Here is a 23,037-nt window from a genome sequence, read left to right as displayed (position 1 = left end):
ACGTCCCCATCATATCGAGGGCAGACGCGTCATGACAAGCATCCTGCTTCGATGCTGTTTCTGTTTTTCCCTATATCGAATCGTCAAAACACGGTATACTGGTAAAGACACATACGACAAAGGGGATGACTCAAATGAGAAACAATGTTTATTTGTATCACCGAAACGTCAACGACTTCACGAAAGAAGTGAAAAAGCTACGGGAAATCGGGGAAAAACACGGTTTCAACGTCGTCGAGCGTCCTGAGGATGCTAACATCATCGTCGCCATCGGGGGAGATGGCGCGTTTCTACAAGCTGTCCGGTATACCGGGTTCCGCCAAGACGCGATTTACGTTGGGTTCGGCCGCGGCTTGAACGAGTTTTATTGTGATTTCGACATACATAAACTCGATGAAGTCGACCGGCTCTTCTCAGATAACACGGCTCGAATCGAAGCCGGACTCGAAGTGCGTAAATATCCGCTCCTATCGGCCACGATCAACAAATCGACGCCGCTTCTATGCTTGAACGAGGCGTCTATCAAGTCGAGTATCATCAAGTCGCTCGCCATCGAGGTGTACATCGACGACCTTCATTTCGAGACGTTCCGCGGCGATGGAATGGTCGTGTCGACACCGACCGGCTCGACTGCCTACAACAAATCGCTTAACGGCTCTGTCGTCGACCCGCTCATTCCGTGTATGCAAGTGAGTGAGATTGCTTCGGTGAACAATAACCGTTACCGGACACTCGGTTCGTCGTTCATCGTTCACGAGTCACGTAAACTATCGCTTCGCATCGTCGAGGACGGCAACGACTACCCGATCATCGGCATGGACAACGAGGCGCTCAGCCTGAAATATACGGATCGCATCGATATCGAACTGTCGGACAAGGTTGTTAAGACAGTGAAGCTCCGCAACAACTCGTTCTGGCATAAAGTGCAACGTTCGTTCTTCTAACCTAAAAAAATGAGCCTCCATGCCGGAGGCTCATTTTTCGTTACGTCGTGATGACATCCGCTTCATACACGGGCGCCCCTTCGACGACGGTCATGACGAGTCGGTTGTTCAAGATGTCTGTTCCTTGGAGTTCGAAGAAATCATTCTCCCAAACGGTGAACGTTGCATTATAGCTTTGGATGAGCAATCCGTCACGTCCGTGCGTATTCGTCGCGACGCGGGGCGAGTACGTGAAGCTCCGCATCGCCTCGTACATCGATAGCCGCTCATTCGGAGCGAGCGTACGCGAGCCAGCGAACGATTGACGTGTCACAGCGGCGTACAACCCTTTTCGAACGTCGACGTCTGAAATCGGGGCATCGCTCCCGCCGAGGAACAACGCACCCGTTGCCACCATCGATTTAAAACGATACGCGTTGTCGACACGATCGTTTCCAAGGCGGTCGAAGAGCAGCTCCATGTCGTCGGACAAGAAGACCGGTTGCGCGTCGATCAGGACGGGCAACGCCGCAATGCGTTTCAACAAGGCGTCATCGAGGAGCGACGCGTGAATGATTCGGTCGCGCGTCCCACGTTTGGCCGGATACTTCTCAAGTAAACCGATGAACTGTTCGGCCGCCGCATCACCGATGACATGTGCCGCCACGTTCATCCCATAGGATCGGGCTTTTTTCACAAGCGCCTCGAGGTGGTCTGGTCGATGCACTTCGATTCCGCGCTGGACCGGGTCGTCCGTATACGGCTCGGACAAGAGCGCCGTCCGACCGCCGAACGAACCATCGACGAACAGCTTCATCGCACCGAAGTCAAAGCGCGGTCGTTTATAGAGCGCATCGTGTTGAAGCACGCGGTCTACGATTTGCTCATGGACGAGCAGATGCGCATGAAACGGGACATCACGAAGTACGGCTTCATATGCAGCGATCGTCTCGAGCGGGTCACCGTGATAGAACAAGTCCTCGGTATGTGCCCCGACGATGCCGTGACTGAACAGTGCATCGACGGCTCGTCGAATCGAGGCGACGTTCTTGTCTTTATTGCCCCCGAGCTCACGATGCAATAAATCGAGCGCGGCGTCATAGAGCACCCCGTTCAACTTCCCATCCGCATCGCGTCCGAGCTTTCCGCCCTCGATGACAGTATGGTGGATCAAGCCAAGCCGCTCGAGCCCTTTTGAGTTGACGACCGCCACGTGGCGACAGACTCGTTTCAATACGACAGGACGGTCCGGGATGACGGCATCAATCATCTCACGCGTCGGCATCTCTCCGAGCAAACGGTCGTTGAAGCCTTCAGCGACAATCCAATCGTCTCCGCTCGCCTTTTGTTTCATCGTCTCGAGCAGCGCATTCAAATCAGTCGTCTCCGTCGCATCGACTCGATCGAGTGCTTCCCCGTAGCCGATAAGATGAATGTGTGAATCCGTGAACGCCGGATAGACGCTCTTGCCCTCTAAATTGACGATGTCCTGAATTCGCCCCGCATATGTACGGCGAAGGTGACCTTCTTCCCCCATCTTCAGAATTCGGCCGTGTTCGACATACATCGCCCCTGCCATCTCGCCTTCTTTATTTAACGTATAAATCTTTCCGTTCACCCATAATGTTCCCATCACGCAACTCCTCCTCGATTCAAAAAAGATTGACGTCTACGTTAATTCCCGTTTACGTCAATCTTCATGCATAGATTATTTACGAAGCAATTCTTGATGTTCGATTCCTTTTTCGACCCGTTGACGAATCGTACGCGGTGCCGTCTCGTCGAAACGACCGAGCACACGCTCGCCAATCTCAACAGCCGTTCCGTATTCCCCGTGCAAGAACTTGTTCTCCGCGAGCGTCAAGGCGATGTGCACCTCGTTGTCACGACGGCGATAGCGGTTCGCGTACTGCAAAAGCTGTTCGGCGTACGTGACTTGGCGAAGGAGCGCCTTCACTCGGTCGCGGAAATTATCCATCGTCTCTTCGATGTCGTGGCTCAAGCCGACGATGTACGTCATGTTGAACGGTGCTTTCTCGAACTGCTCATCGAGCGACTGGACGCTCTTTTGCAGTTGGCGCATGTCGTTCATTAAATCGTTCGGCACGACCGGCATCGCACTTTTCGCGAGGAGTCGACGATGCGCCGATAATTCGCGTTTCCATCCTTCAAGCTTATTGCGCACTTCGAGCTCTTCTTTTCGAAGCGAATTCGTGTTCTCGATGAACCGTTCATGCATGGCTGCAAATTGATCGAGTGATCGTTTCGCTTCCTGCACTTTCGATTTGACGAGGCTGAACGGGAGCATTTGGGCGCTGAGCGCTTGCTCGATGTCATGAACGTTCGCCGATAGCGTCGTCCGTTCCCGCTCGAGCTGCTCGAACTCTTCGCCGACCCGGGCGTTAATCTCATAGTTGCTGATCAGGCGAGACATCTCTTCATTCAGACGCGTCATCAGTTCTGTCGTCTTCTCATCACGTTCACGAACGGTCGCGAACTCTTTTTTCACGTATTGACGCGCGTCGACCTCGGTGCGGAACGCTTCGAACAATTGATCGATATCCGAGCTCAATTGTTGCATATCCGTCTCGAAATGATCGAACTCGAGCCGTTCAATCCGTTCCATGAGCGTTTGACGCCGGTCTTCCGCTTGTTCGATTTCTTCCATTAAACCAAGCGGTTCAAGGGCGTATCCGTCCATCTGCATCTCTTTATGACCCGAACGAAGTTGGTTGAGCTGCTGACGCAAGTCGATTTGGACGGTCCGCACGAACTGCGGGATGACGCCGACGAGTTCACGGATGTGCGTGACTTTCGCCGATAAGTCCTGTCCGGCTAAGAACGCATCCGACACTTGGCCTTCTTGCTTGAGTGTCATCATCTCGTTTCGCTTCGCCTCAGCGGCTGCAATCTCGGCTTCGACGAGAGGATACGTCGGTCCGAAGGCGTTGTTTTGCGAAACGAGTGTCTTCCGTAGTTGGTATAGCTCTTTTTCGTCTTTCTTGACGATGTCGAGGAGCGAGGCATGATGTTGATTGAACTCATCCATCTCGTCGAGCATGGCGTGTACCATCGTCTCGAGTTCTTCAATCAACTGTTCCGTCGCGTTCAAGTCCGTCTTCACTTTCAAGAAGCGATACTTGTCGAGATCTTCCTCTGACCGATAAAGCGATTCATCGATTTGTCCGGTATGGACGCTGACGAGCTCGTCCCACGACTGATGCCACCGATCGAACTTCTCTTTCGTCTCACCTTCCATTGGCCATTGCTTAAACTTTTGAAGCTCAGCCGGGATACTCGCACTGAGAATACTTTGTTTACGAATATCCAAATCATCAATTTTTTGGTAATACTTTCTTCGAATGAGCATACTAGCGAGCATGGCCCCTAGCGCGATGACGATGATTCCAATTAAAATCCCGTATAATCCGTAATCCATCTTTGTCACAACCTCCAAGCCGCTTTCATGGACTTATGTATCGTAAAGAAGAAAATGATGTATTTTATAAGTATAGATATACTTAATCATATTATACAACTGTGGATTTGCATAGGTTTTCCAATGGTTTGACGTGAGAATGTTGCGCACCCATAAAAACGTTTCGGAAGACAAATTGAAAAAATGCGTGTACGATGATGCATATCTGAGCTTGTATTCATATAGGAGGGAATCATATGTTTCAAACGACTGCTTACTCTGGCGACTTGGCCGCCGGCTATGAACTGCTGAACAAACAACTCGCTGCACTGTTAGAAGGCGAAACGAACGAAGTCGCGAACCTCGCCAACGCGAGCGCGCTCCTTAACCAATTTCTAGATCGGATCAACTGGGTCGGCTTCTATATGAAGAACGGTGACGACGCGCTCATCCTCGGCCCGTTCCAAGGTCTCCCAGCTTGCGTCCATATCGCATTTGGGAAAGGCGTATGCGGGACAGCCGCTTCAACGCAAGAAACGCAACTCGTGGCGGACGTCCATCAGTTCCCGGGACATATCGCCTGTGACGCGGCGTCAAACTCTGAAATCGTCGTCCCGCTCGTGCGCGACGGTGAGACGATCGGCGTGCTCGATATCGACAGCCCCGAGTTCGATCGTTTCTCAGAAATCGACCGTCATGGCCTCGAACAATTTTGCCAGACATTACTTCGCTTCATCTGATTGACAAGCTGTTTTATTCATCGTATACTATTTTTTGTGCATGAAATGACGATAGCAGTCATCGACAGACGTATCCACCTTTCGGGCCTCGACGTTGTCGGAGGAGCATCTCGTAGCTTCGCTATCAAGTGAAGGTGCTTGAACCTTGAAAGGGGCGTCACCCGTCTTTGACACCGTTGTTCTTTTGTGCAAAATACATGAACAACAAGGAGGAGTCCAAACATGGCTCGTTACACAGGTCCAGCTTGGAAACTCTCGCGTCGCTTAGGCATCTCGCTTAGCGAAACGGGTAAAGAATTAGCAAAACGTCCTTACGCACCAGGCCAACACGGCAATGGTCGTCGTAAAATCTCTGAATACGGTCTTCAGCTTCAAGCGAAGCAAGCACTCCGTCATATGTACGGAATCAACGAGAAGCAATTCCGTCGCATCTTCAACGATGCAGGGAAAATGCAAGGTATCCACGGTGAGAACTTCATGTTCTTGCTCGAGTCACGCCTTGACAACCTCGTTTACCGTATGGGCCTCGCTCGCACACGTCGCGGCGCGCGCCAACTCGTCAACCACGGTCACATCCAAGTTGACGGTTCACGTGTAGACATCGCGTCTTACCGTGTAAAACCAGGTCAAGTCATCTCAGTTCGTGAGAAGTCTAAAAACTTCAAAGCGATTGCTGAAGCACTCGAAGTAGCACCAGCTACAAAAGACTTCGTCACGTTCGACGCTGAAAAGCTCGAAGGTACGTACGTACGTCTTCCAGAGCGTGCTGAACTTAACGACCAAATCAAAGAGCAATTGATCGTCGAGTACTACTCACGTTAATGCTTTAATCCCCTTTCCTGACTTGGTAGGAAAGGGGATTTTTTATTTCTTTAAAATTTGTTCCCGGATGCGCCCCATCTGCGTATCGAGCGCGTCCGCCATATTTGCCGCCTCGGTCAGTTCCGCTCGTGACGACTCAGGAACTTGATGCTGATATTTATATTGAAGCTTATGTTCCGTCGCCGCCCAAAAATCCATCGCCAATGTCCGGATTTGAATCTCGGCCGGTACCCAGATGATTCGTTCGGCCAAATATACTTTCGTCCGGACGATCAGGTGAAGGCTCCGATACCCACTCGGTTTCGGATGTTTGATATAGTCTTTCACTTCATCGATTTGTAAATCATCTCGCTTCCTTAAATGCTCTAAAATCTCATAAATATCGTCCCGAAAACTCGTGACGATGCGAACACCAGCGACGTCATGGACGTTGTCCCAGAGGGCATCCACTTCGAGCGGCAACTGTTTCTGGTTCATCTTTCGAACGATAGACGGAAGCGTCTTCATCCGTGTCTTCACGTGTTCGATCGGTGAGTATCCGAGTCGTGTTTGCCAGTCGAGGTCGATAATCCCAAGGTCACTTTCAAGCTCTGTGATCGCCATCTCATAGTAACGGAATCGCTCTCGCCATTGCTGAAACTGTTCGCCAAAAAACTCTTCAATTTCCATCTTTCACCCTCCTCGCTTTCTTCTATCGTATCAGACCCGCGTTCGTTCGAAACACAAAAAACCGTCCATTCTCGTAATCAGACGAGAATGGACGGTTGCATTAGACGTGACGGATCACGAAATATTTTTTCTTCCCACGACGGATAATCGTGAACTCACCGAGCGTATCGGCACGTGTCACCGTCTTATCGAGCGCTTGTTCCCGCTCGCCGTTCAAGTAAATCGCACCATTTTGCACGTCTTCGCGCGCTTGACGTTTCGACTGGACGATGCCCGCCTCGACAAGCAAGTCGACGAGGTTACGCTCCCCATTGAGTTCGAACTGTGGCATCCCTTTGAACGCCGCGTCCATATCTTCTGGTTTCAGTGACGCGAGGTCCCCGCTGAAGAATGCGTTCGTGATGCGCTCTGCCTGTTCAAGACCGGCTTCACCGTGCACAAGTTTCGTCATCTCTTCAGCAAGACGACGCTGGGCCACACGTTTCTCCGGAGAAGCTGCCACTTCTTCCGCGAGCGCATCAATCTCTTCGTGCGTCATGAACGTGAAGTATTTGATGAACTTGATGACGTCAGCATCATCGACGTTAATCCAAAATTGGTAGAACTCGTACGGTGTCGTCTTATCAGCATCGAGCCAGACCGCACCACCGGCCGTCTTCCCGAACTTTTGACCGTCCGATTTCGTGACGAGCGGAACCGTGAGACCGAACGCCTTCTCTTGGTGGCCGAAACGGCGAATGAGTTCGAGCCCGGCCGTGATGTTCCCCCACTGGTCGCTTCCCCCGACTTGGAGACGGCAGTTCTCTGTTTCGTATAACTTTAAGAAGTCGAATGATTGCAACAACATGTATGAGAACTCGGTGTACGAAATCCCGTTTTCCAATCGTGAATCGACCGAATCTTTCGCGAGCATGTAACTGATTGGGAAGTGCTTCCCGACATCACGTAAAAAGTCGATAATCGACAGTTCCGCCGTCCATTCGTAGTTGTTTCGGATCGTAATCGGATTCTCCCCTTCTAACGGGAGGAAGCGGCTCAATTGATCCTTGATGCGGTCCGAGAATTCTTTGACCGTGTCGAGCGTGTTCAGTGACCGTTCGTCCGAGCGTCCAGACGGGTCGCCGATCATCCCCGTCGCTCCACCGACGAGGGCGATGACTTGATGTCCCGCCTCTTGGAAACGTCTGAGCGTCAAAATCGGTAACAAGTGCCCGATATGGAGCGAGTCCGCTGTCGGGTCAAAGCCCGTGTAAAGCGTTGTCGGCTTCTTCAACTGTTCTTTCAATCCTGCTTCGTCCGTCATTTGATTGACGAGCCCTCGAAATGCTAAATCATTCAATAATTCCATCTGTCCCACTCCTTCAATTGACATAAAAAAACGTCCCTTCTCATATCGAGAAGGGACGGAGATTCCGCGGTACCACCCTAATTGCCACACGTGTGGCCACTTAAATGAGAGATAACGGTCCCGAACCGGCCGAACGGCATGCTCCAAAAGTGTAATTCGTCGGTCGACATTGGCTAGTTCACAGCACCCACTAGCTTTCTGGACAAGCGGTCCACCCACTACTTCGCTTTTTTCATCGCATTGATTTATTGACTATGCCATTCATTTTATAAGTTTGGTTTCTCCGTTGTCAACTACAAGATTGAAAGTTGCAACGAAAGGTCGATTCGCGCTAAGGTGGGGAAAGACTTGTGCTATAATCGAATATATTACTGTTTCCAATTGATTGACACTATATGAAGGAGGCTGTCATGCTGCAAAAGATTCGAGACTTATGGAATAATCCAACGTCCTTGAAAGCCCGCCGTTATGCCAATGTATTTTACGATGTATCGTGGAACGTCCTGTTACTCACGATCATTTCCGTCGTCTTGATCGGCTTTTTAGGTGCCGGTGTCGGCGCCGGGTATTTCGCATCGCTCGTCAAGGACATGCCAACCCCTGCCTACAAGACGATGACGTCCCAAATCAATACGTACTCGTCGACCTCTGATATTTACTTCGGAAGCGGAGAACGCATCGGGAACTATACGACCGATGAAGTTCGGACGCCGATTCCGGTCGATAAAGTATCACCGTTCGTCATTGACGCGCTCTTAGCGACGGAAGATGTCGAGTTTTATGAACATGATGGGGTCGTCCCGAAAGCGACGCTTCGTGCCATCTTACAAGAAGCGACCGGCTCGGAAGACCGCACCGGTGGTTCGACGCTCACTCAACAGCTCATCAAGAACCAAATGCTGACGAATGAAGTATCGTTCGAGCGAAAAGCGAAAGAGATTTTGCTCGCACTCCGTCTCGAAAAAGCGATGGATAAAGATGAGATTTTAAACGCCTACTTGAACGTCGTCTCGTTCGGCCGTAACTCGATGGGCCGTAACATCTCGGGGATTGAAGCAGCGTCTCGCGGCGTGTTCAATACGTCAGCGGAGAACTTGACGCTCCCGCAAGCGGCTTTCCTCGCCGGTATCCCGAAAAACCCGTTCTTATACACGCCATATTATCAAGGCGGTGTCGTGAAAGAAGACGTCACAGCCAGCATCAACCGGATGAAGACGGTCTTGAACCGGATGTACGTCGCCGGGAAGATTACACAAGAAGAGTATGATGCGGCGTATAACTACGACATCACACAAGACTTCATGAAGACACAATCGAAACCGCGCGACCGCTATCCGTACCTCGTCGACTTGGCTGAACGTGAAGCACTCGCAATCGTGACGAACCATCTGTTACAAGAAGATGGCATCAACCTCAACGATCTCGGGCCAAGCGAACGAAACGAAGTTCGTTCGACTTACGGAAAACGGGCGCATAACGCCCTCCGTCAAGGTGGATATAAGATTCACTTGACGCTCGATAAGCAGATTCACGAATCGATGCAACAGCCGGCTAAAAATGCCGATAACTTCGGTCCGAACCAAAATGCGGATGGGACAAGTTATCCAGAACAAACTGCAGCCGTCATGCTTGAGAACAAGACGGGCCGCGTGCTCGGCTTTGTCGGTGGCCGCTACATTAATGGGAAGACTGAAGAATATAACCATGCCACACAAATGGAGCGCCAAATCGGATCGACCGCCAAACCGATTCTCGTTTATGCGAATGCGATCGAGGGTGGGATGATCACCCCTGCTACTACAATCATTGATGAAGAATACTTTTATCAATTTACTGGTCCAGGGCAACCTCCGAAACAAGTTCAAAACGAAGGTAAAAGATATCGTGGTGCAGTCACAATTCGTGATGCCCTTAAACTCTCGTTGAACGTACCTGCCGTCAAAGTTTATGAGGAACGAAATCAAAAAGCAGAAGATACTCAAAAACTGATTGATATGGGAATCCCTGTATCAGATGGAAACCGCATTGCATCTGCCATGGCTTTAGGGACTGGAGAAGTAACGCCGGTCGACTTGGCATCAACTTATGCGATGCTCGCTAACTACGGCGAACACGTCAGCCCGTACTTCGTCGATAAAGTCGAGTTCCAAGGCGAGACAATCTTCGAGGCGCAGCCTGAGAAAAAGCGCATCTACTCCGATCGCACGGCTTACCTCGTCATCGATATGTTGCGTGACGTTTACACGTCCGGTACGGCGACATACGCCAAGTCGCTCATGAACGTCCCAGGTGACTGGATGGGCAAAACTGGAACGACACAAGAGAAACGGGATTCGTATCTTGTCGGCTCTAACCCGGACGTCACCCTCGCGGTCTGGTCTGGATATGACAACCAGAAAATCGGGATGACCGATGCTTACCCGTACGGCCCTTACTACCAGCGGACGCAACGGATTTGGTCGCAAATCGTGAACCGTGTGTATGCGGATAAGCCAGAGACGTTTACGAACGCACGCTTTACACAACCCTCTAGCGTGACGTCAAAAGACTTCCAAGACTCTGGAACGTTCTCAGAGAAGAAGAAAGTCGAAGAGAAGAAGAAGGAAGAGGAAGCGAAGAAGAAAGCAGAAGAAGCGAAAGAAAAAGCGGAAGAGGCCAAGCAAGAGGCGGAAGACGCGAAACGCGAAGCTGCTGAAAAGCAAGACGAAGAAGCAAAGAAAAAAGCAGAAGCTGAGGCGAAGAAGAAGGCAGAAGACGCGAAAAAGGCGGAAGAAGAAGCCAAGAAGAAAGCCGAAGCTGAAAAGAAAGCGCAAGAAGAAGCGGATGCCGAGGCAGACGCTGACGAATAAGCAAGACGAAAAGGTCGACACCGTGGTGTCGACCTTTTGTTTAGTCTTCCATTGTGGAGAGATCACCTGTCTCGAGGTTCAACTCCCACGCCTTCAAGACACGACGCATAATCTTCCCGCTGCGCGTCTTCGGCAACTTGTCTTTGAACTCGATTTCCCGAGGTGCCGCATGGGCCGCGAGCCCCTCTTTGACGAACTTTTGAATCTCTGCCTTCAACTCATCCGACGGCTCATAGCCTTTCCGGAGCGCGATGAACGCCTTGATGATTTCACCGCGGACCGGGTCTGGTTTCCCGATCACGCCTGCTTCGGCGACAGCCGGATGCTCGACGAGACGACTTTCGACTTCAAACGGCCCGACACGTTCGCCTGCCGTCATAATGACGTCGTCGACACGGCCCTGGAACCAAAAATACCCGTCCTCGTCCATATAGGCCGAGTCCCCTGAGACGTACCAATCGCCCCAGAAGTAACTTTCATACTTCGCATCATTTTTCCATATCTTGCGCATCATCGACGGCCATGGCGTCTTGAGCGCCAAGTTGCCCATCCGGTGCGGCGGGAGCGGTTGACCGCGGTCGTCTAAAATCGCCGCCTCACAGCCAGGGATGGCTTTCCCCATCGAACCGGGTTTAATGTCCATCGTCGGATAGTTACAAATCATCATCGCCCCCGTCTCCGTCATCCACCATGTATCGTGAATTCGTAAGCCGAACGACTCGTTGCCCCAACGGATGACTTCCGGGTTGAGTGGCTCGCCGACCGAGAGGATATGGCGAAGTGACGACAAGTCGTACTTGGCGAACGCTTCATCTCCCGCACCCATGAGCATCCGAAACGCCGTCGGAGCGCTATACCAGACCGTCACGCCGAAACGTTCGATTACCGAGTACCAAAACTCCGGATTGAATCGCCCGCCAACGATTACGTTCGTCGCACCGTTTAAAAACGGGGCGAAGATGCCGTAACTTGTGCCCGTTACCCAGCCCGGGTCGGCCGTGCACCAATACACATCTTCCGGTTGCAAGTCGAGCACCCATTTCCCTGTCATCAATTGTTGAATCATCGCGTTATGGACGTGCAACACGCCTTTTGGTTTCCCTGTCGAGCCAGACGTATAATGAAGAATCATCCCGTCTTCACGGTCGACCCACGTGATGTCGAGCTCCGTCGTGGCGTTTTGCGCCAGCTTACGGTAATCAATCACTTTCCCTGACTCGTTCACGTCATCTCCGACGATCAGAATCGTCTCGAGGTGAGGCAACTGGTCGACCGGAACACGCGGTAACAACGCCTCGGTCGTCACGATGACTTTGGCTTCAGCGTCGAGCAGGCGGTCGTGTACCGCCTGTTCCATGAACGCCTCAAACAACGGGCCGACGATCGCACCAAGTTTAAGTGTACCGAGTAAAATAAAATAAAGTTCTGGACTCCGCGGCATGAAGATAAAGACGCGGTCGCCTTTCTCCACCCCGACCGATTTCAGAACATTTCCGGCCCGATTGCTTTCTTGTTTCATATCCGCATACGTATACCGCTCTTCTCGATCCCCATCGAAGTAAAGCAAGGCTAGTTTCGTCGCGAGTTCCCCTTCTGCGTGACGATCGATCGCCTCATACGCCATGTTGACATTTCCGGTCAAATTCCAAGACAATAACGCTTCTGCTTGCGTCCACTCGAACGACTGACAAGCATCTTCATACGACGCCAATTGATGTTCCCCTGATAACGCTTTCAATTTTTCCATCGTTAAAGATTCGCCTCCCCTGTAATGAATGGTATAACCACTTTCAGTATAGTGTTAATATTATGACAAATCAATGAATTTCCAAAAACTCCAAAACGGAGTGAAACTCGTCCGATGAAAGCGCTATAATAAGAGGTGAAAAAGGTGGTGACTCCATGGAAAAACAGTATCATTCAAAAGTGTGGGAAACCTCACTCGGAGCCGTAATCATCGATGGACCGATTGAGAGTGACGTGCTTGCGACGTATCGCCTCGACGAAGGGTTGACGGCGTTTCGGGAGCCGGAAGACCAACACAAAGCGCTCGTTGAAATCGCGGCTTTGAAAGAAGGACGCATCATCGTCGCTCGCGTCGAAGAATTGATTATCGGCTATGTGACATACTTGTATCCAGATCCGTATGAACGATGGAGCGAGGGCAACGATCCGTATATTCTCGAGCTCGGTGCCATCGAGGTCAGTCCGCGCTTTCGCGGTCAACGCATCGGGAAGCAGTTACTCGAAGTATCGATGATGGACCCGCATATGGACGACTTTTTAATTTTGACGACAGAATATTATTGGCATTGGGACTTGAAAGGGAGCGGGCTGTCGATTTGGGACTATCGGAACGTGATGGAGAAGATGATGAATCACGGTGGGCTTGTCTTCTTCCCGACCGATGATCCAGAGATTGCTTCGCATCCGGCCAACTGTCTCATGGCGCGCATCGGCAAAAACGTTCGGCAAGAAACGATTGACCATTTCGACTCGCTCCGGCTCCGCCGCCGGTTCATGTATGACTGAGGAGGGCTACGATGCTGATTGAACAGATGATGAACCGCCACGTCGTGACGATTCAACCGACGAATACGATTGCCCACGCGGCGAAACTCATGCGCGACCATACAGTGCGTCATCTCATCGTCACGAACCCCGCCCGACAAGTCGTCGGAATCATCGGGCAGTTCGAGATGAGTGGTGCGACGAGCGTGTTCCATCCCGAAAGCGAGCATGCTGATTTTAAGAATCCGGTGTCGAGCATCATGCGTACCGATATCGTGACGGCTCATCCGTTGGACTTTTTCGAGGATGCGGCCGCTTTATTTTATGAACACCGGCTGACGTGTCTTCCGATTGTGGAACGAGGTAAGCTCGTCGGCGTGTTGACCGAAACCGATTTACTTCGCTATTTCGTTCAATTGACTGGTGCGCTCGAGCCGAGTTCGCAAATTGAAATCCTAGTTGAGAATACGACCGGGACGCTTGAGAAAGTGACGCGGCTTCTCGCCAAGACAAACGTCAACATCATCAACGTCTTCGTCCATCCGACACAAGACCCGTATAAACGAATCATCTCGTTTCGGGTTCAGACGATGAATCCACTCCGCATCATCGAACGATTGAAGCGCGAAGGCTATGATGTGCTCGGGCCGGAGATGTCGCAATGAGACCGGCTTACATATTTGGGGAAAACGAGACGTCGTACCGTTTCCATGCGGACCACCCGTTCAACCCGATTCGTTTGGAACTGACGACGTCGCTTTTGACGGCAGCGGGGAAACTTGCCCCGGATGAATGCATCGCGCCGCCACTCGCTTCGATCGAAGATTTGGCACTCGTCCACGACCGCGATTATATCGAGGCTGTGCAAGCGGCGGCGGCCGGAGCACTCACCGGACTAAAGGCGAACAAGTTCGGGCTTGGTACGGAAGACACGCCGATCTTTCCGACCATTCATGAAGGCGCGGCACGGCTCGTCGGAGGGACGATGCTCGCCCTCGACCTCGTCGCGAGCGGGAAAGTCGAGCGTGCCTTTCACGTCGGAGGCGGATTGCATCACGGGATGCAGCGGAAGGCGTCCGGGTTTTGTGTTTATAACGATGCGGCGGTCGCCATCGCCCACGTTCGAAAACAGTATGGCATGCGGGTCCTTTACGTCGATACCGACGCCCATCACGGAGACGGCGTACAGTGGCTGTTTTATGACGACGCTGACGTCATGACGCTCTCGATTCACGAGACCGGCCGCTACTTGTTCCCCGGGACAGGCGCCGTCACCGAGCGGGGGAACGGGAGCGGCTACGGGTATAGTTGGAACGTCCCCGTCGATGCGTTCACGCAAGACGACTCGTTCCTTCATTGTTATGAGACGGTGCTGCGCGAGGCGTGTGCTTGGTTCAAACCGGATATCATCTTGACGCAAAACGGGGCCGACGCCCATACGTTTGACCCCCTCACCCATCTCGCCTCGACGATTCGGACGTTCGAGCAGATTCCGCAAATCGCATCGCGGCTTGCGGATGAATATACAGACGGCCGGCTCGTCGCCCTCGGCGGTGGCGGATACGATTGGTTCAGAACCGTACCGCGAGCATGGGCACAAGTTTGGGCCGGTCTGACACGCGAGGCACCGTACAGTGGCGACATTCCGACCGAATGGATCGAGCAGTGGCAAATGAAGGCCGATCAACCGCTCCCAACACGATGGGACGATACGTTGTATACATTCGACCACATCCCTCGACGGCAGCAAATCGAGGAAAAGAATTGGGAAGTGACGAAACGGGCATTTTGGCCATTCATCTCCAATGACCGAAAATCACTCTATTTATAAAAAAACACTTAAGCCGTCGACGGCTTAAGTGTTTTTCCGTTTAGTCGTTCCGTAACGAGTCACGGCGCTCAATGCGGTGTGGCAAGACGACGTTTTTCTCTTCGACTTCTTCCGCGTTCAAAATCTTTGTCAAGAGACGCATCGCCACGGCACCAATGTCGTACATCGGTTGAACGACCGTCGTCAATTTCGGACGAATCATCGTCGCGAGTCGCGTGTTGTCGTGTCCGACGACTTCAAAGTCGTTCGGGACCGAGAAGCCCGCGTCTTGAATCGCATGGATGACGCCGAGCGCCATTTCATCTGTACCCGCGAAGATAGCTTTCGGGCAATCGTCACGCTCGAGCATCTTTTGCATCGCTTCAAGACCTGAGGCGTACGTGTAGTTTCCGAGGATGACGTCGTTTTCCTGGAACGGAAGACCGGCGTCTTCAAGCGCACGACGGTAACCGGCGAACTTCTTCTCGCCATTGATTTGTTGCTCGAGCGGGCCTGTGATGAAGCCGACTTGTTTGTGTCCATGACCAATCAACATCTCGGTCGCGTCATATGCCGCCTGTTCGTAGTCGATGTTGACCGCCGGGAGGTCGTAGCCTTGGTTCAATGTGGCCGCCAAGACGATTGGGACCGGTGACCGTTTGAATTCCTCGACGAGATCTTCGTGAAGGCGACCGCCCATAAAGATGATGCCGTCGACTTGTTTCCCAAGAAGCGTGTTCAATAAATGGATCTCTTTGTCACGGTTCGCATCCGAGTTTCCGAGGATGATGTTGTACTTGTACATCGTCGCGACATCTTCAATTCCACGCGCGAGATCGGCAAAGAAGATGTTTGAGATATCCGGTACGATGACGCCGACCGTCGTTGTCTTCTTGCTTGCAAGGCCACGTGCGACAGCGTTTGGACGATAACCGAGACGGTCAATCGCGTCCTGGACTTTCTTACGGGTCGTCGGTTTGACGTTCGGGTTTCCGTTGACGACACGAGAGACGGTTGCCATCGACACCCCGGCTTCTCGAGCGACATCATAGATCGTTACATTGTTACTATTCATTAAAACTCCTCCTACAAGCGGTGATTTTCAAACGATTTTCAAAAAACGTGTCAAAAAAGGAAGACAGGTATCTGTCATCATTTTACCCTGTCTTCACGCCATATAAAACGTTTCCAATTGGAAAGCTTACTTTTTTACCAAATCAAGTTGAGGGAACTGGGTCGTCAACCCGTCCACAAAGTCATCAAACTGGTCGAAATCGAGTTGTTGCTGGGCATCAGATAAAGCGATAGCCGGATTCGGATGCACCTCGACCATGACACCGTCGGCTCCGACGGCAAGCGCGGCTTTCGCTGCCGGGAGTAACAAATCACGGCGACCCGTCGAATGCGTCACGTCGACCATGACCGGCAAATGTGTCTCTTGCTTCAAAATCGGCACGGCCGTAATATCGAGCGTGTTACGTGTCGCCCGTTCATACGTCCGAATACCGCGCTCGCAAAGAACAATTTGATGGTTGCCGCTCGCCATGATGTACTCGGCCGCATAAATGAACTCTTCGATTGTGGCCGATAACCCGCGTTTCAACAAGACCGGTTTATCGGTCTTACCGACTTCCTTCAACAAGTCAAAGTTTTGCATGTTGCGCGCTCCGACTTGAATGATATCAACGTATGGTAGCGCCGATTCGACCGCACCCGGTGTCATGATTTCAGAGATGACGCGTAAATCATGGCGGTCGGCCGCTTGTTTCAACAGTTGAAGTCCGTCAAACCCGAGTCCTTGGAAGTCGTATGGTGATGTGCGCGGCTTATACGCGCCACCTCGCATAATCTTCACACCCGACAAGGCGAGCTTTTCAGCGACGGCGTTCACTTGTTCGAACGATTCGACGGCACAAGGACCTGCAATCAACTGGGGACGACCGTTACCAATTGTGACCCCGTCAAGCGTGACAATCGTGTCCTCAGCTTGGCGTTTACGTGAGACGAGGAGCGTTTTATCACGGTCCTCTCCCTGTAGCTCTGCAGACGCTTTGAACATCTCTTTAAATAGATGTTGGAGCCGTGGCGTCTCAAAAGGACCTGTATTTTCAGCCGCGATAAAGTCGAGCATTTCGCGTTCGCGCACCGGGTCGTATCGTTCGACGCCCTGAAGGCGTTTTACTTTGCCGATCTCGACAGCGAGCGCACCTCGGCGATTAAGCAAATCGAGCATTTCTCGGTTCAATTCATCCATTTCACGACGTAATCGGTTCAATTGATCTTGTGGACTCATAATTACCCTCTCATTTCTAAGCCGTTCTTTCCAGAAACCTAATTATATCGAACTTTTTTTGCTTTGTCATAGACTAATGGTCGGTGACACAAATTCAACAAAAAAATACCCAGGAAACCTGGGTATGATCGTTTACTTCTTACCGTTCTTCAAGTCTTGTTTCAACTCTTTCAATTCTTGTTTCGACTCGTCATCGAGCAAATCTTTGACCGGTGCTTCAAACTCCGATTCGTAGTTCGCTGACTCGTCCCGGCTACTTTCTGATTTTGACTCGTCTTGATCGGCTGATGATGCAGCTTCTTCGGAGTTGTCTTTCGAGTTGTCCTTCGACTCATCCGTTGACTCGTCTGCTGCGCGGTCAAGTTGCTCTTTCACTTCTGCTTCTGCCTCTGCGACGAGTTGATCGGCCTTCTCCATCGCTTCTTCAATCGATAGCTCGTCCTCGTCTACTTGCTGCTTGAGTTCGGCCGCTTCGCGAGCCTTATCTTTTACGAGATTGAGTACAGGGGCCGCTTTTTCAAGAAGAGGCGCCGATTTGTCACTCGCGACTTTAATCCATTCTCCAACGACCGGTTCTGCCTTCTCCCGGACTTCTTTCGATTTGACCGTTAAACGCTCACGCGACGTGGCCGTTTTCTCGTCGAGATACGTCCGCACTTCACGACCGCTCTTCGGTGACGTAAGGAGCGCGACAGCAGCCCCGATGACTCCCCCGAGTACGACGCCAGCTAAGAAGCCTCCACCTGATGATGGTTGTTGTTGTGAGTTGTTTTTGTCGTATGTCATAAGTGAATTCCTCCTAGAGATGATTAAGATTTGAGTGTGTCATCCGTTGCGACGACACCAGGTGAGACGGATGACGTGTCTTCTTTCCGTTCACGGCGTCCGCGACGACGTGACGGACGCTCGTTGCCCGTCTCCGTTTTGTTTTTCTTAAATAACTCCACAGCGACCGATCCCCATCGGACCGCTTGTGCGATTTGTTCTTTGTTTTCATCTGCTGCCACATGCACAGATGAAGACACCGTCCGCACCGACTCGGTCACTTCATTGAGTGACGTACCGAGCTCGTCAAGCGCATGGGCCACTGGTGCAAGCAATTCAGTCTTCTCTTCCACGTTATCTACGAGACGGTTCGTCTTATGTAAGAGCGCCGTCACTTCCATCGTAATCCCATCCAACTGTCGTTCCAAGTTCTCGGTCGTGTTCGCGACGCTACCGAGCGTGCGGTTCACGTTCGATAAGACACGCGCCAAGAAAAAGACGAGTACGACAAACGCGAGTGCAGCAATTAAGCCCGCGATGCCTCCTAATGTGATTTCCATCCAATCATTCCTCCTGTTCAATAATATGGTGGTTTCATTATAGCACCATTATGACTGAAAAGATTTGTCCCAACCGTTTTCGCCATCCGGTCTGATTATTCCTTTACCCGTTTTTATGTTTTCGATTACACTAAAATAGAAATAAATTTAAAAAAGTTAAGGGGTGGACGTATGAGAGATCCAAGAATCACGCAACTTGCAGATGGATTGATCAATTATTCGGTCGAATTGAAGCCGGGGGAACGTGTATTAATTGAGAATTTCGGGGTCGAAGAGTCGCTCGTCGAAGCACTCGTCGAAAAAGCATACGAAGCAGGAGGGCATCCGTTCGTTCTATTAAAAGAGAGCCGGATTCTTCGTAAGCTCTACATGGGAGCAAGCCGAGAGCAACTCGAATTGATGGCGGATATCGAACGAAAACAGATGCAAGCGATGGACGCCTATATCGGTCTTCGGGCCGGGGACAATATTAATGAATTGTCTGACGTGCCGGCTGAACAGCAAAAACTTGTCGGCGCGACGATTGGAAAAATGCATACAGAAGACCGCGTCAAAGGGACGAGATGGGTCGTCCTCCGTTATCCGTCCCCTTCGATGGCCCAACTCGCGGGGAAATCGACGGAAGCGTTCGAAGATTTTTACTTTAACGTCTGTACGCTCGACTACGCCAAGATGGACCGGGCGATGGACGCCCTCGTCACACTGATGGACGAAACGGACCGCGTCACGATTAAAGGGCCTGGCACGGATTTGTCGTTCTCAATTAAAGACATTCCGGCCATCAAGTGCTCGGGGCAGATGAACATTCCGGACGGTGAAGTGTTCACAGCGCCGGTCAAAGACTCCATCAATGGTGTGATTACATACAACACACCATCTCCTTATCATGGGTTCACGTATGAGAACGTCAAGCTGACGTTCCAGGACGGGAAGATCATTGAGGCGACGGCAAACGACACGGACCGTATCAACGACGTGTTCAATACGGATGAAGGGGCGCGCTATGTCGGCGAGTTCGCCATCGGCGTCAACCCGTACATCCAACACCCAATGAAAGACATCTTATTTGATGAAAAGATTGATGGTAGTTTCCACTTCACACCAGGTCAGGCGTATGATGATGCCTATAATGGTAACGACTCGTCAATCCACTGGGACCTCGTCAATATCCAGCGTGCCGATTATGGCGGCGGAGAGATTTGGTTCGACGACGTGTTGATTCGAAAAGACGGTCGTTTCGTCATCGATTCACTCTTACCGCTCAACCCGGAAAATTTGAAATAACAAAAAGCGTGCCAGCGAGGCACGCTTTTTCTATTACAACTTTGTCTTTTTCCCGAGTGCTGCCGACATCATCCAAATCTCTTTCTCGAGACGCTCGATGTGAGACACGAACGTATCTTCAATCGCTTCGTCCCCGTCCACGAAATTCTCCATCGCATCTTGCATCTCCTGACGAATCTGTTTGAAGTCGCTAATGATATCTTTAATCATCTGATCCGTCTCCGCGTGGCGATCCCCTTCTTGAAGCGTCGAATGCTCCAAGTACTCTTTCATCGTCGCATACGGTTCACCGTCGTTCATGAGTAGACGTTCCGCCACGTCATCGTACAGCTCTGCGACCAAGTTATATAGCTCCTCTAACTTCTCATGATACGTGAAGAAATGAGGTCCGCTAATATACCAGTGATAGTTGTGGAGTTTCACGAATAAGAGACCATAGTTGGCCACTTCCTTGTTTAACGTATTCAATGCGCCTTGGCTTGCCATTTGAAAACATCTCCTTTTCCATAATCAGTCGATAATAGTATTTCCGTCTTCGGAAAAAATTAAACACAAAAAAGAGCGGCCGTAGCCGCTCTTTATGCTTGTTGTTGAACGAATTCTTCATATTCACGTTGATACGTCTGGATATCTCCAGCGCCCATGAATAAGAGCACCGCATTGTCATGCGTATGGAGCACTTGCGTTCCACCACGTTTCAACACGTTCGCCCCTTCAATCCGAGATTGGAGGTCTTCGATTGTGACCGTCCCTTCTTGTTCACGGGCCGAGCCGAAGATGTCACATAGATAGACCGCATCCGCTTCAGCGAGTGACGCCGCAAAATCGTCCATGAACGATTTTAGACGAGTGTACGTGTGCGGTTGGAACACAGCGACGATTTCACGACCCGCGTACTTCTTACGCGCCGCTTCAACGGTCGCACTAATTTCGCGCGGGTGGTGTGCATAGTCATCGACGAGCACTTGGCTGCCGAGCGTCGATTCGCTAAAGCGACGTTTCACGCCGTTGAACGTCTCGAGACGCTCTTTGACGAGCTCTTTCGGAAGGTTCTCATAGTCGCACGTCGCGATGACCGCGAGCGCGTTCAAGACGCTATGGTTACCGTAACCAGGAATGCGGAACGTTCCATAAAAATCGTCCCGTAAAAACACGTCAAACGTCGTGCCGCGATCGGTCGAGTCTACGTTTTCAGCCCGAAAATCGTTGTGGGCGCCGAATCCATAATACACGATTGGCACGTTCGCTTGAATCTGTTGAAGATTCTCATCATCTCCACACGCGATGATTCCTTTTTTGACTTGCTTCGCCATCTCTTGGAACGCATCGATGACATCATCGAGTCCAGAGAAATAGTCCGAATGGTCAAAGTCGATATTCGTCATGATGGCATAATCAGGACGATAGTAAAGGAAGTGACGTTTGTATTCACACGCTTCAAAGACGAAGTTTTTCGAATCTTCGACCCCTTCTCCCGTTCCGTCGCCAATCAAGAATGACGTCGGCTCGATGCCACGCATGACGTGGGCCAAAAGTCCGGTCGTCGATGTTTTCCCGTGTGAGCCAGTAATGGCCACACTCGTGTAATGATCCGCAAGTTCACCAAGGAACTCATAATATTTATAGATGGTCAATCCGAGTTCACGCGCCCGGACGACTTCCGGATGATCGTCTGTGAACGCGTTCCCTTGCACGACGATTTGTCCTTCTGTAATATTTTCAGGATCAAACGGTAGGATCTCGATTCCTTTACGATTCAATGCTTCTTCTGTAAAAAATGCTTTTTCAACGTCCGAGCCTCGGACTTCATTATTCATATCATTTAAAATTTGCGCTAAAGGACTCATGCCCGTTCCTTTAATTCCGACGAAGTGATAACGGTTCATCTGTAAATAGCCCCCCTAATTCATTGCGGTTTGCGAAAAATGCGACAAACCTTTGTCATTATAGCAAAACTATAGGTGTCATGCTATTACAGATTATTGTTTTTTTGTTCAAGGCGTCGCTTGCGATACATCGCCATGCGATCTTGTGGTGTCATCATGACGTTCAGCGGCGGACCCTCTGCTTTGTACGATACGCCCACAGCAGGCGTCAATTCCACTTCGTCCTCCACTACTGTCTGCTCATGAGCGGTCTGTAATGTCTTTGCAACATCTTCGACAATGGGTGCGACGTCTTCGACCGTAGTTTCTTCCACAGAAAGCGGTTCAGCTGACACCGGTTCCTTCTCATCACGGACGACAACTTTAGAAGAAGTTAAATCCGTCGAACTAAAGAACACCGAAGCGAATCCATCTTCGAGAATCGAGACGTCACCAAGACCCGTCTTCTCTTCCTGTTCTCCGTCTCGTTCACATGGTGCAGAATCGACATCGAACGCTTCGATTTCCTCGGAAATCGTCCCTTCGTCCGTCGATTCGTCTTCCACATTCGCTTCTGATGAATCACGAGACGCGTCGTTGCTCTCGTCGTTTACTGTTTCTTGTTTCACTTCTGTCTCGACCAGCATTTCTTCAACAGCTTCGAATTCAACGTCTCGAGCTTCAAGCTCACCTTCCACTTCCGATGTGACAAAACCGGCTTCTGGTTCGACGATCGGCTCTTCTCGTTCAGCTTCACTCGATTCTTCCGGTTTTGATTCTTCAGTCTTCTCCGGTACGTCCGTTGAAGATTGTGCGCCTTGAAACAGCTCGGCTCGATTCATCGACTCATCGGCTGGTTCTGGCACAAACGACTCTTCCGCCGATACGTCTTCCTCATATTCTGGCTCATGATGAAAATCAGCGCGTGTCTCCGGCGAATGTTCAGACGGCAAGTTAATCTTCGGCTTCGGACGTGCATAGCCGTATATCGGCGACGGGACGTCTGACGGGATGAACTCTTCTGGCGTCTCGACTTTTGGAACCGGCGCCGCCTTTTTCCCTTCTTGGGACAGTTCACGGCGAATGCGCTCGGCTTGTTGTTTCAATGAACGTTCATATGCATCCATACTTGATTCCTCGCTTTTTCACTCAATCCTATTTAGCAAAAAATCGGTCGAGT

At 51.1% G+C, this 23,037-nt stretch carries 20 protein-coding genes and 1 other annotated feature; of the genes, 8 read left to right on the top strand and 12 right to left on the bottom strand.

The genetic code is table 11. The features are described from left to right. The first annotated feature begins 125 nt into the window (after positions 1-125). Entirely contained in the window at positions 126-944 is an 819-nt protein-coding gene (locus tag KNP92_RS04355) for an NAD kinase (protein WP_214837747.1), read from the top strand. Between the two features lie 40 nt (positions 945-984). Here the strand turns inward: KNP92_RS04355 and KNP92_RS04350 are convergent, their stop codons facing one another. Both KNP92_RS04350 and ezrA read right to left on the bottom strand, forming a co-directional pair. Further along, positions 985-2,556 (bottom strand): amidohydrolase, encoded by a 1,572-nt coding sequence (locus KNP92_RS04350; protein ID WP_214837744.1) that lies wholly within the window; start codon positions 2,554-2,556, stop codon positions 985-987. Between the two features lie 75 nt (positions 2,557-2,631). Next, complete coding sequence (gene ezrA, locus KNP92_RS04345; protein ID WP_214837741.1) at positions 2,632-4,362, bottom strand: septation ring formation regulator EzrA; 1,731 nt, start codon at positions 4,360-4,362, stop codon at positions 2,632-2,634. 236 nt (positions 4,363-4,598) lie between these two features. Here ezrA and KNP92_RS04340 point away from each other — a divergent pair, with 236 nt between their 5' ends. Next, a complete protein-coding gene (locus KNP92_RS04340; RefSeq protein ID WP_214837738.1) occupies positions 4,599-5,081 on the top strand; it encodes a GAF domain-containing protein in 483 nt (160 codons plus the stop codon). A gap of 222 nt (positions 5,082-5,303) precedes the next feature. Next, complete coding sequence (rpsD, locus tag KNP92_RS04335; protein ID WP_034814744.1) at positions 5,304-5,903, top strand: 30S ribosomal protein S4; 600 nt, start codon at positions 5,304-5,306, stop codon at positions 5,901-5,903. Positions 5,904-5,945: 42 nt separating this feature from the next. On the opposite strand, the gene KNP92_RS04330 is transcribed toward rpsD, so the two are convergent. After that, on the bottom strand, positions 5,946-6,572 hold the full coding sequence (locus tag KNP92_RS04330; protein WP_214837735.1) for a GTP pyrophosphokinase: 627 nt from the start codon (positions 6,570-6,572) through the stop codon (positions 5,946-5,948). A 100-nt stretch (positions 6,573-6,672) separates the two neighbouring features. Next, positions 6,673-7,920: a tyrosine--tRNA ligase gene (gene tyrS, locus KNP92_RS04325; protein ID WP_214837732.1), complete on the bottom strand. Its 1,248-nt coding sequence runs from the start codon at positions 7,918-7,920 to the stop codon at positions 6,673-6,675. 48 nt (positions 7,921-7,968) lie between these two features. After that, positions 7,969-8,165: a binding site (T-box leader), on the bottom strand. A 165-nt stretch (positions 8,166-8,330) separates the two neighbouring features. Here tyrS and KNP92_RS04320 point away from each other — a divergent pair. Continuing rightward, positions 8,331-10,769, top strand: coding sequence for a transglycosylase domain-containing protein (locus KNP92_RS04320; RefSeq protein ID WP_214837729.1), 2,439 nt, complete (start codon positions 8,331-8,333; stop codon positions 10,767-10,769). A gap of 40 nt (positions 10,770-10,809) precedes the next feature. On the opposite strand, the gene acsA is transcribed toward KNP92_RS04320, so the two are convergent. Continuing rightward, complete coding sequence (acsA, locus tag KNP92_RS04315; RefSeq protein WP_214837726.1) at positions 10,810-12,516, bottom strand: acetate--CoA ligase; 1,707 nt, start codon at positions 12,514-12,516, stop codon at positions 10,810-10,812. 155 nt (positions 12,517-12,671) lie between these two features. Here acsA and KNP92_RS04310 point away from each other — a divergent pair, with 155 nt between their 5' ends. From KNP92_RS04310 to KNP92_RS04300, 3 genes are read left to right on the top strand one after another with little or no spacing between them, the layout of a single operon-like run. After that, entirely contained in the window at positions 12,672-13,301 is a 630-nt protein-coding gene (locus tag KNP92_RS04310) for a GNAT family N-acetyltransferase (RefSeq protein WP_214837723.1), read from the top strand. A gap of 11 nt (positions 13,302-13,312) precedes the next feature. Continuing rightward, positions 13,313-13,945 (top strand): acetoin utilization AcuB family protein, encoded by a 633-nt coding sequence (locus tag KNP92_RS04305; protein ID WP_214837720.1) that lies wholly within the window; start codon positions 13,313-13,315, stop codon positions 13,943-13,945. Beyond that, the gene (locus KNP92_RS04300; RefSeq protein ID WP_214837717.1) at positions 13,942-15,111 is read left to right on the top strand and encodes an acetoin utilization protein AcuC; all 1,170 of its coding nucleotides are present in this window, start codon (positions 13,942-13,944) and stop codon (positions 15,109-15,111) included. Before KNP92_RS04305 ends, KNP92_RS04300 begins: the two co-directional genes overlap by 4 nt. A gap of 40 nt (positions 15,112-15,151) precedes the next feature. On the opposite strand, the gene ccpA is transcribed toward KNP92_RS04300, so the two are convergent. The 4 genes from ccpA to KNP92_RS04280 form a co-directional block, all read right to left on the bottom strand. Continuing rightward, a complete protein-coding gene (gene ccpA / locus KNP92_RS04295) occupies positions 15,152-16,165 on the bottom strand; it encodes a catabolite control protein A (RefSeq protein WP_214837714.1) in 1,014 nt (337 codons plus the stop codon). Positions 16,166-16,291: 126 nt separating this feature from the next. Further along, positions 16,292-17,383, bottom strand: coding sequence for a bifunctional 3-deoxy-7-phosphoheptulonate synthase/chorismate mutase (locus KNP92_RS04290; protein WP_214837711.1), 1,092 nt, complete (start codon positions 17,381-17,383; stop codon positions 16,292-16,294). A 132-nt stretch (positions 17,384-17,515) separates the two neighbouring features. Next, positions 17,516-18,169, bottom strand: a complete 654-nt coding sequence (locus KNP92_RS04285; RefSeq protein ID WP_214837708.1) for a YtxH domain-containing protein — start codon at positions 18,167-18,169, stop codon at positions 17,516-17,518. 23 nt (positions 18,170-18,192) lie between these two features. Beyond that, positions 18,193-18,708, bottom strand: a complete 516-nt coding sequence (locus KNP92_RS04280; RefSeq protein WP_214837705.1) for a DUF948 domain-containing protein — start codon at positions 18,706-18,708, stop codon at positions 18,193-18,195. A 171-nt stretch (positions 18,709-18,879) separates the two neighbouring features. On the opposite strand from KNP92_RS04280, the gene KNP92_RS04275 reads away from it, so the two are divergent. Continuing rightward, positions 18,880-19,992 carry an aminopeptidase gene (locus KNP92_RS04275; protein ID WP_214837701.1) on the top strand — a complete coding sequence of 371 codons (1,113 nt, stop codon included), beginning with the start codon at positions 18,880-18,882 and terminating at the stop codon, positions 19,990-19,992. Positions 19,993-20,025: 33 nt separating this feature from the next. On the opposite strand, the gene KNP92_RS04270 is transcribed toward KNP92_RS04275, so the two are convergent. The 3 genes from KNP92_RS04270 to KNP92_RS04260 all read right to left on the bottom strand — a co-directional run bounded on the left by KNP92_RS04270 (position 20,026) and on the right by KNP92_RS04260 (position 22,984). Beyond that, on the bottom strand, positions 20,026-20,478 hold the full coding sequence (locus KNP92_RS04270; protein ID WP_214837698.1) for a Dps family protein: 453 nt from the start codon (positions 20,476-20,478) through the stop codon (positions 20,026-20,028). A gap of 92 nt (positions 20,479-20,570) precedes the next feature. Next, complete coding sequence (gene murC / locus KNP92_RS04265) at positions 20,571-21,878, bottom strand: UDP-N-acetylmuramate--L-alanine ligase (RefSeq protein WP_214837684.1); 1,308 nt, start codon at positions 21,876-21,878, stop codon at positions 20,571-20,573. Between the two features lie 86 nt (positions 21,879-21,964). Then, positions 21,965-22,984, bottom strand: a complete 1,020-nt coding sequence (locus KNP92_RS04260; RefSeq protein ID WP_214837669.1) for a hypothetical protein — start codon at positions 22,982-22,984, stop codon at positions 21,965-21,967. Positions 22,985-23,037: the final 53 nt, after the last annotated feature.

The organism is Exiguobacterium sp. s122 (genome assembly GCF_018618475.1).
Classification (GTDB): Bacteria; Bacillota; Bacilli; order Exiguobacteriales; family Exiguobacteriaceae; genus Exiguobacterium; species Exiguobacterium himgiriensis.
The sequence above is the reverse complement of the archived record's forward strand: the minus strand, read 5'-3'. Positions and strand labels throughout refer to the sequence as shown.

Excerpts from the sequence above, each read along its gene's own strand:
- KNP92_RS04355 (WP_214837747.1), top strand. The coding sequence starts at position 126 with ATGACTCAAATGAGAAACAATGTTTATTTGTATCACCGAAACGTCAAC.
- KNP92_RS04350 (WP_214837744.1), bottom strand. The coding sequence starts at position 2,556 with ATGGGAACATTATGGGTGAACGGAAAGATTTATACGTTAAATAAAGAA.
- ezrA (WP_214837741.1), bottom strand. The coding sequence starts at position 4,362 with ATGGATTACGGATTATACGGGATTTTAATTGGAATCATCGTCATCGCG.
- KNP92_RS04340 (WP_214837738.1), top strand. The coding sequence starts at position 4,599 with ATGTTTCAAACGACTGCTTACTCTGGCGACTTGGCCGCCGGCTATGAA.
- rpsD (WP_034814744.1), top strand. The coding sequence starts at position 5,304 with ATGGCTCGTTACACAGGTCCAGCTTGGAAACTCTCGCGTCGCTTAGGC.
- KNP92_RS04330 (WP_214837735.1), bottom strand. The coding sequence starts at position 6,572 with ATGGAAATTGAAGAGTTTTTTGGCGAACAGTTTCAGCAATGGCGAGAG.
- tyrS (WP_214837732.1), bottom strand. The coding sequence starts at position 7,920 with ATGGAATTATTGAATGATTTAGCATTTCGAGGGCTCGTCAATCAAATG.
- KNP92_RS04320 (WP_214837729.1), top strand. The coding sequence starts at position 8,331 with ATGCTGCAAAAGATTCGAGACTTATGGAATAATCCAACGTCCTTGAAA.
- acsA (WP_214837726.1), bottom strand. The coding sequence starts at position 12,516 with ATGGAAAAATTGAAAGCGTTATCAGGGGAACATCAATTGGCGTCGTAT.
- KNP92_RS04310 (WP_214837723.1), top strand. The coding sequence starts at position 12,672 with ATGGAAAAACAGTATCATTCAAAAGTGTGGGAAACCTCACTCGGAGCC.
- KNP92_RS04305 (WP_214837720.1), top strand. The coding sequence starts at position 13,313 with ATGCTGATTGAACAGATGATGAACCGCCACGTCGTGACGATTCAACCG.
- KNP92_RS04300 (WP_214837717.1), top strand. The coding sequence starts at position 13,942 with ATGAGACCGGCTTACATATTTGGGGAAAACGAGACGTCGTACCGTTTC.
- ccpA (WP_214837714.1), bottom strand. The coding sequence starts at position 16,165 with ATGAATAGTAACAATGTAACGATCTATGATGTCGCTCGAGAAGCCGGG.
- KNP92_RS04290 (WP_214837711.1), bottom strand. The coding sequence starts at position 17,383 with ATGAGTCCACAAGATCAATTGAACCGATTACGTCGTGAAATGGATGAA.
- KNP92_RS04285 (WP_214837708.1), bottom strand. The coding sequence starts at position 18,169 with ATGACATACGACAAAAACAACTCACAACAACAACCATCATCAGGTGGA.
- KNP92_RS04280 (WP_214837705.1), bottom strand. The coding sequence starts at position 18,708 with ATGGAAATCACATTAGGAGGCATCGCGGGCTTAATTGCTGCACTCGCG.
- KNP92_RS04275 (WP_214837701.1), top strand. The coding sequence starts at position 18,880 with ATGAGAGATCCAAGAATCACGCAACTTGCAGATGGATTGATCAATTAT.
- KNP92_RS04270 (WP_214837698.1), bottom strand. The coding sequence starts at position 20,478 with ATGGCAAGCCAAGGCGCATTGAATACGTTAAACAAGGAAGTGGCCAAC.
- murC (WP_214837684.1), bottom strand. The coding sequence starts at position 21,878 with ATGAACCGTTATCACTTCGTCGGAATTAAAGGAACGGGCATGAGTCCT.
- KNP92_RS04260 (WP_214837669.1), bottom strand. The coding sequence starts at position 22,984 with ATGGATGCATATGAACGTTCATTGAAACAACAAGCCGAGCGCATTCGC.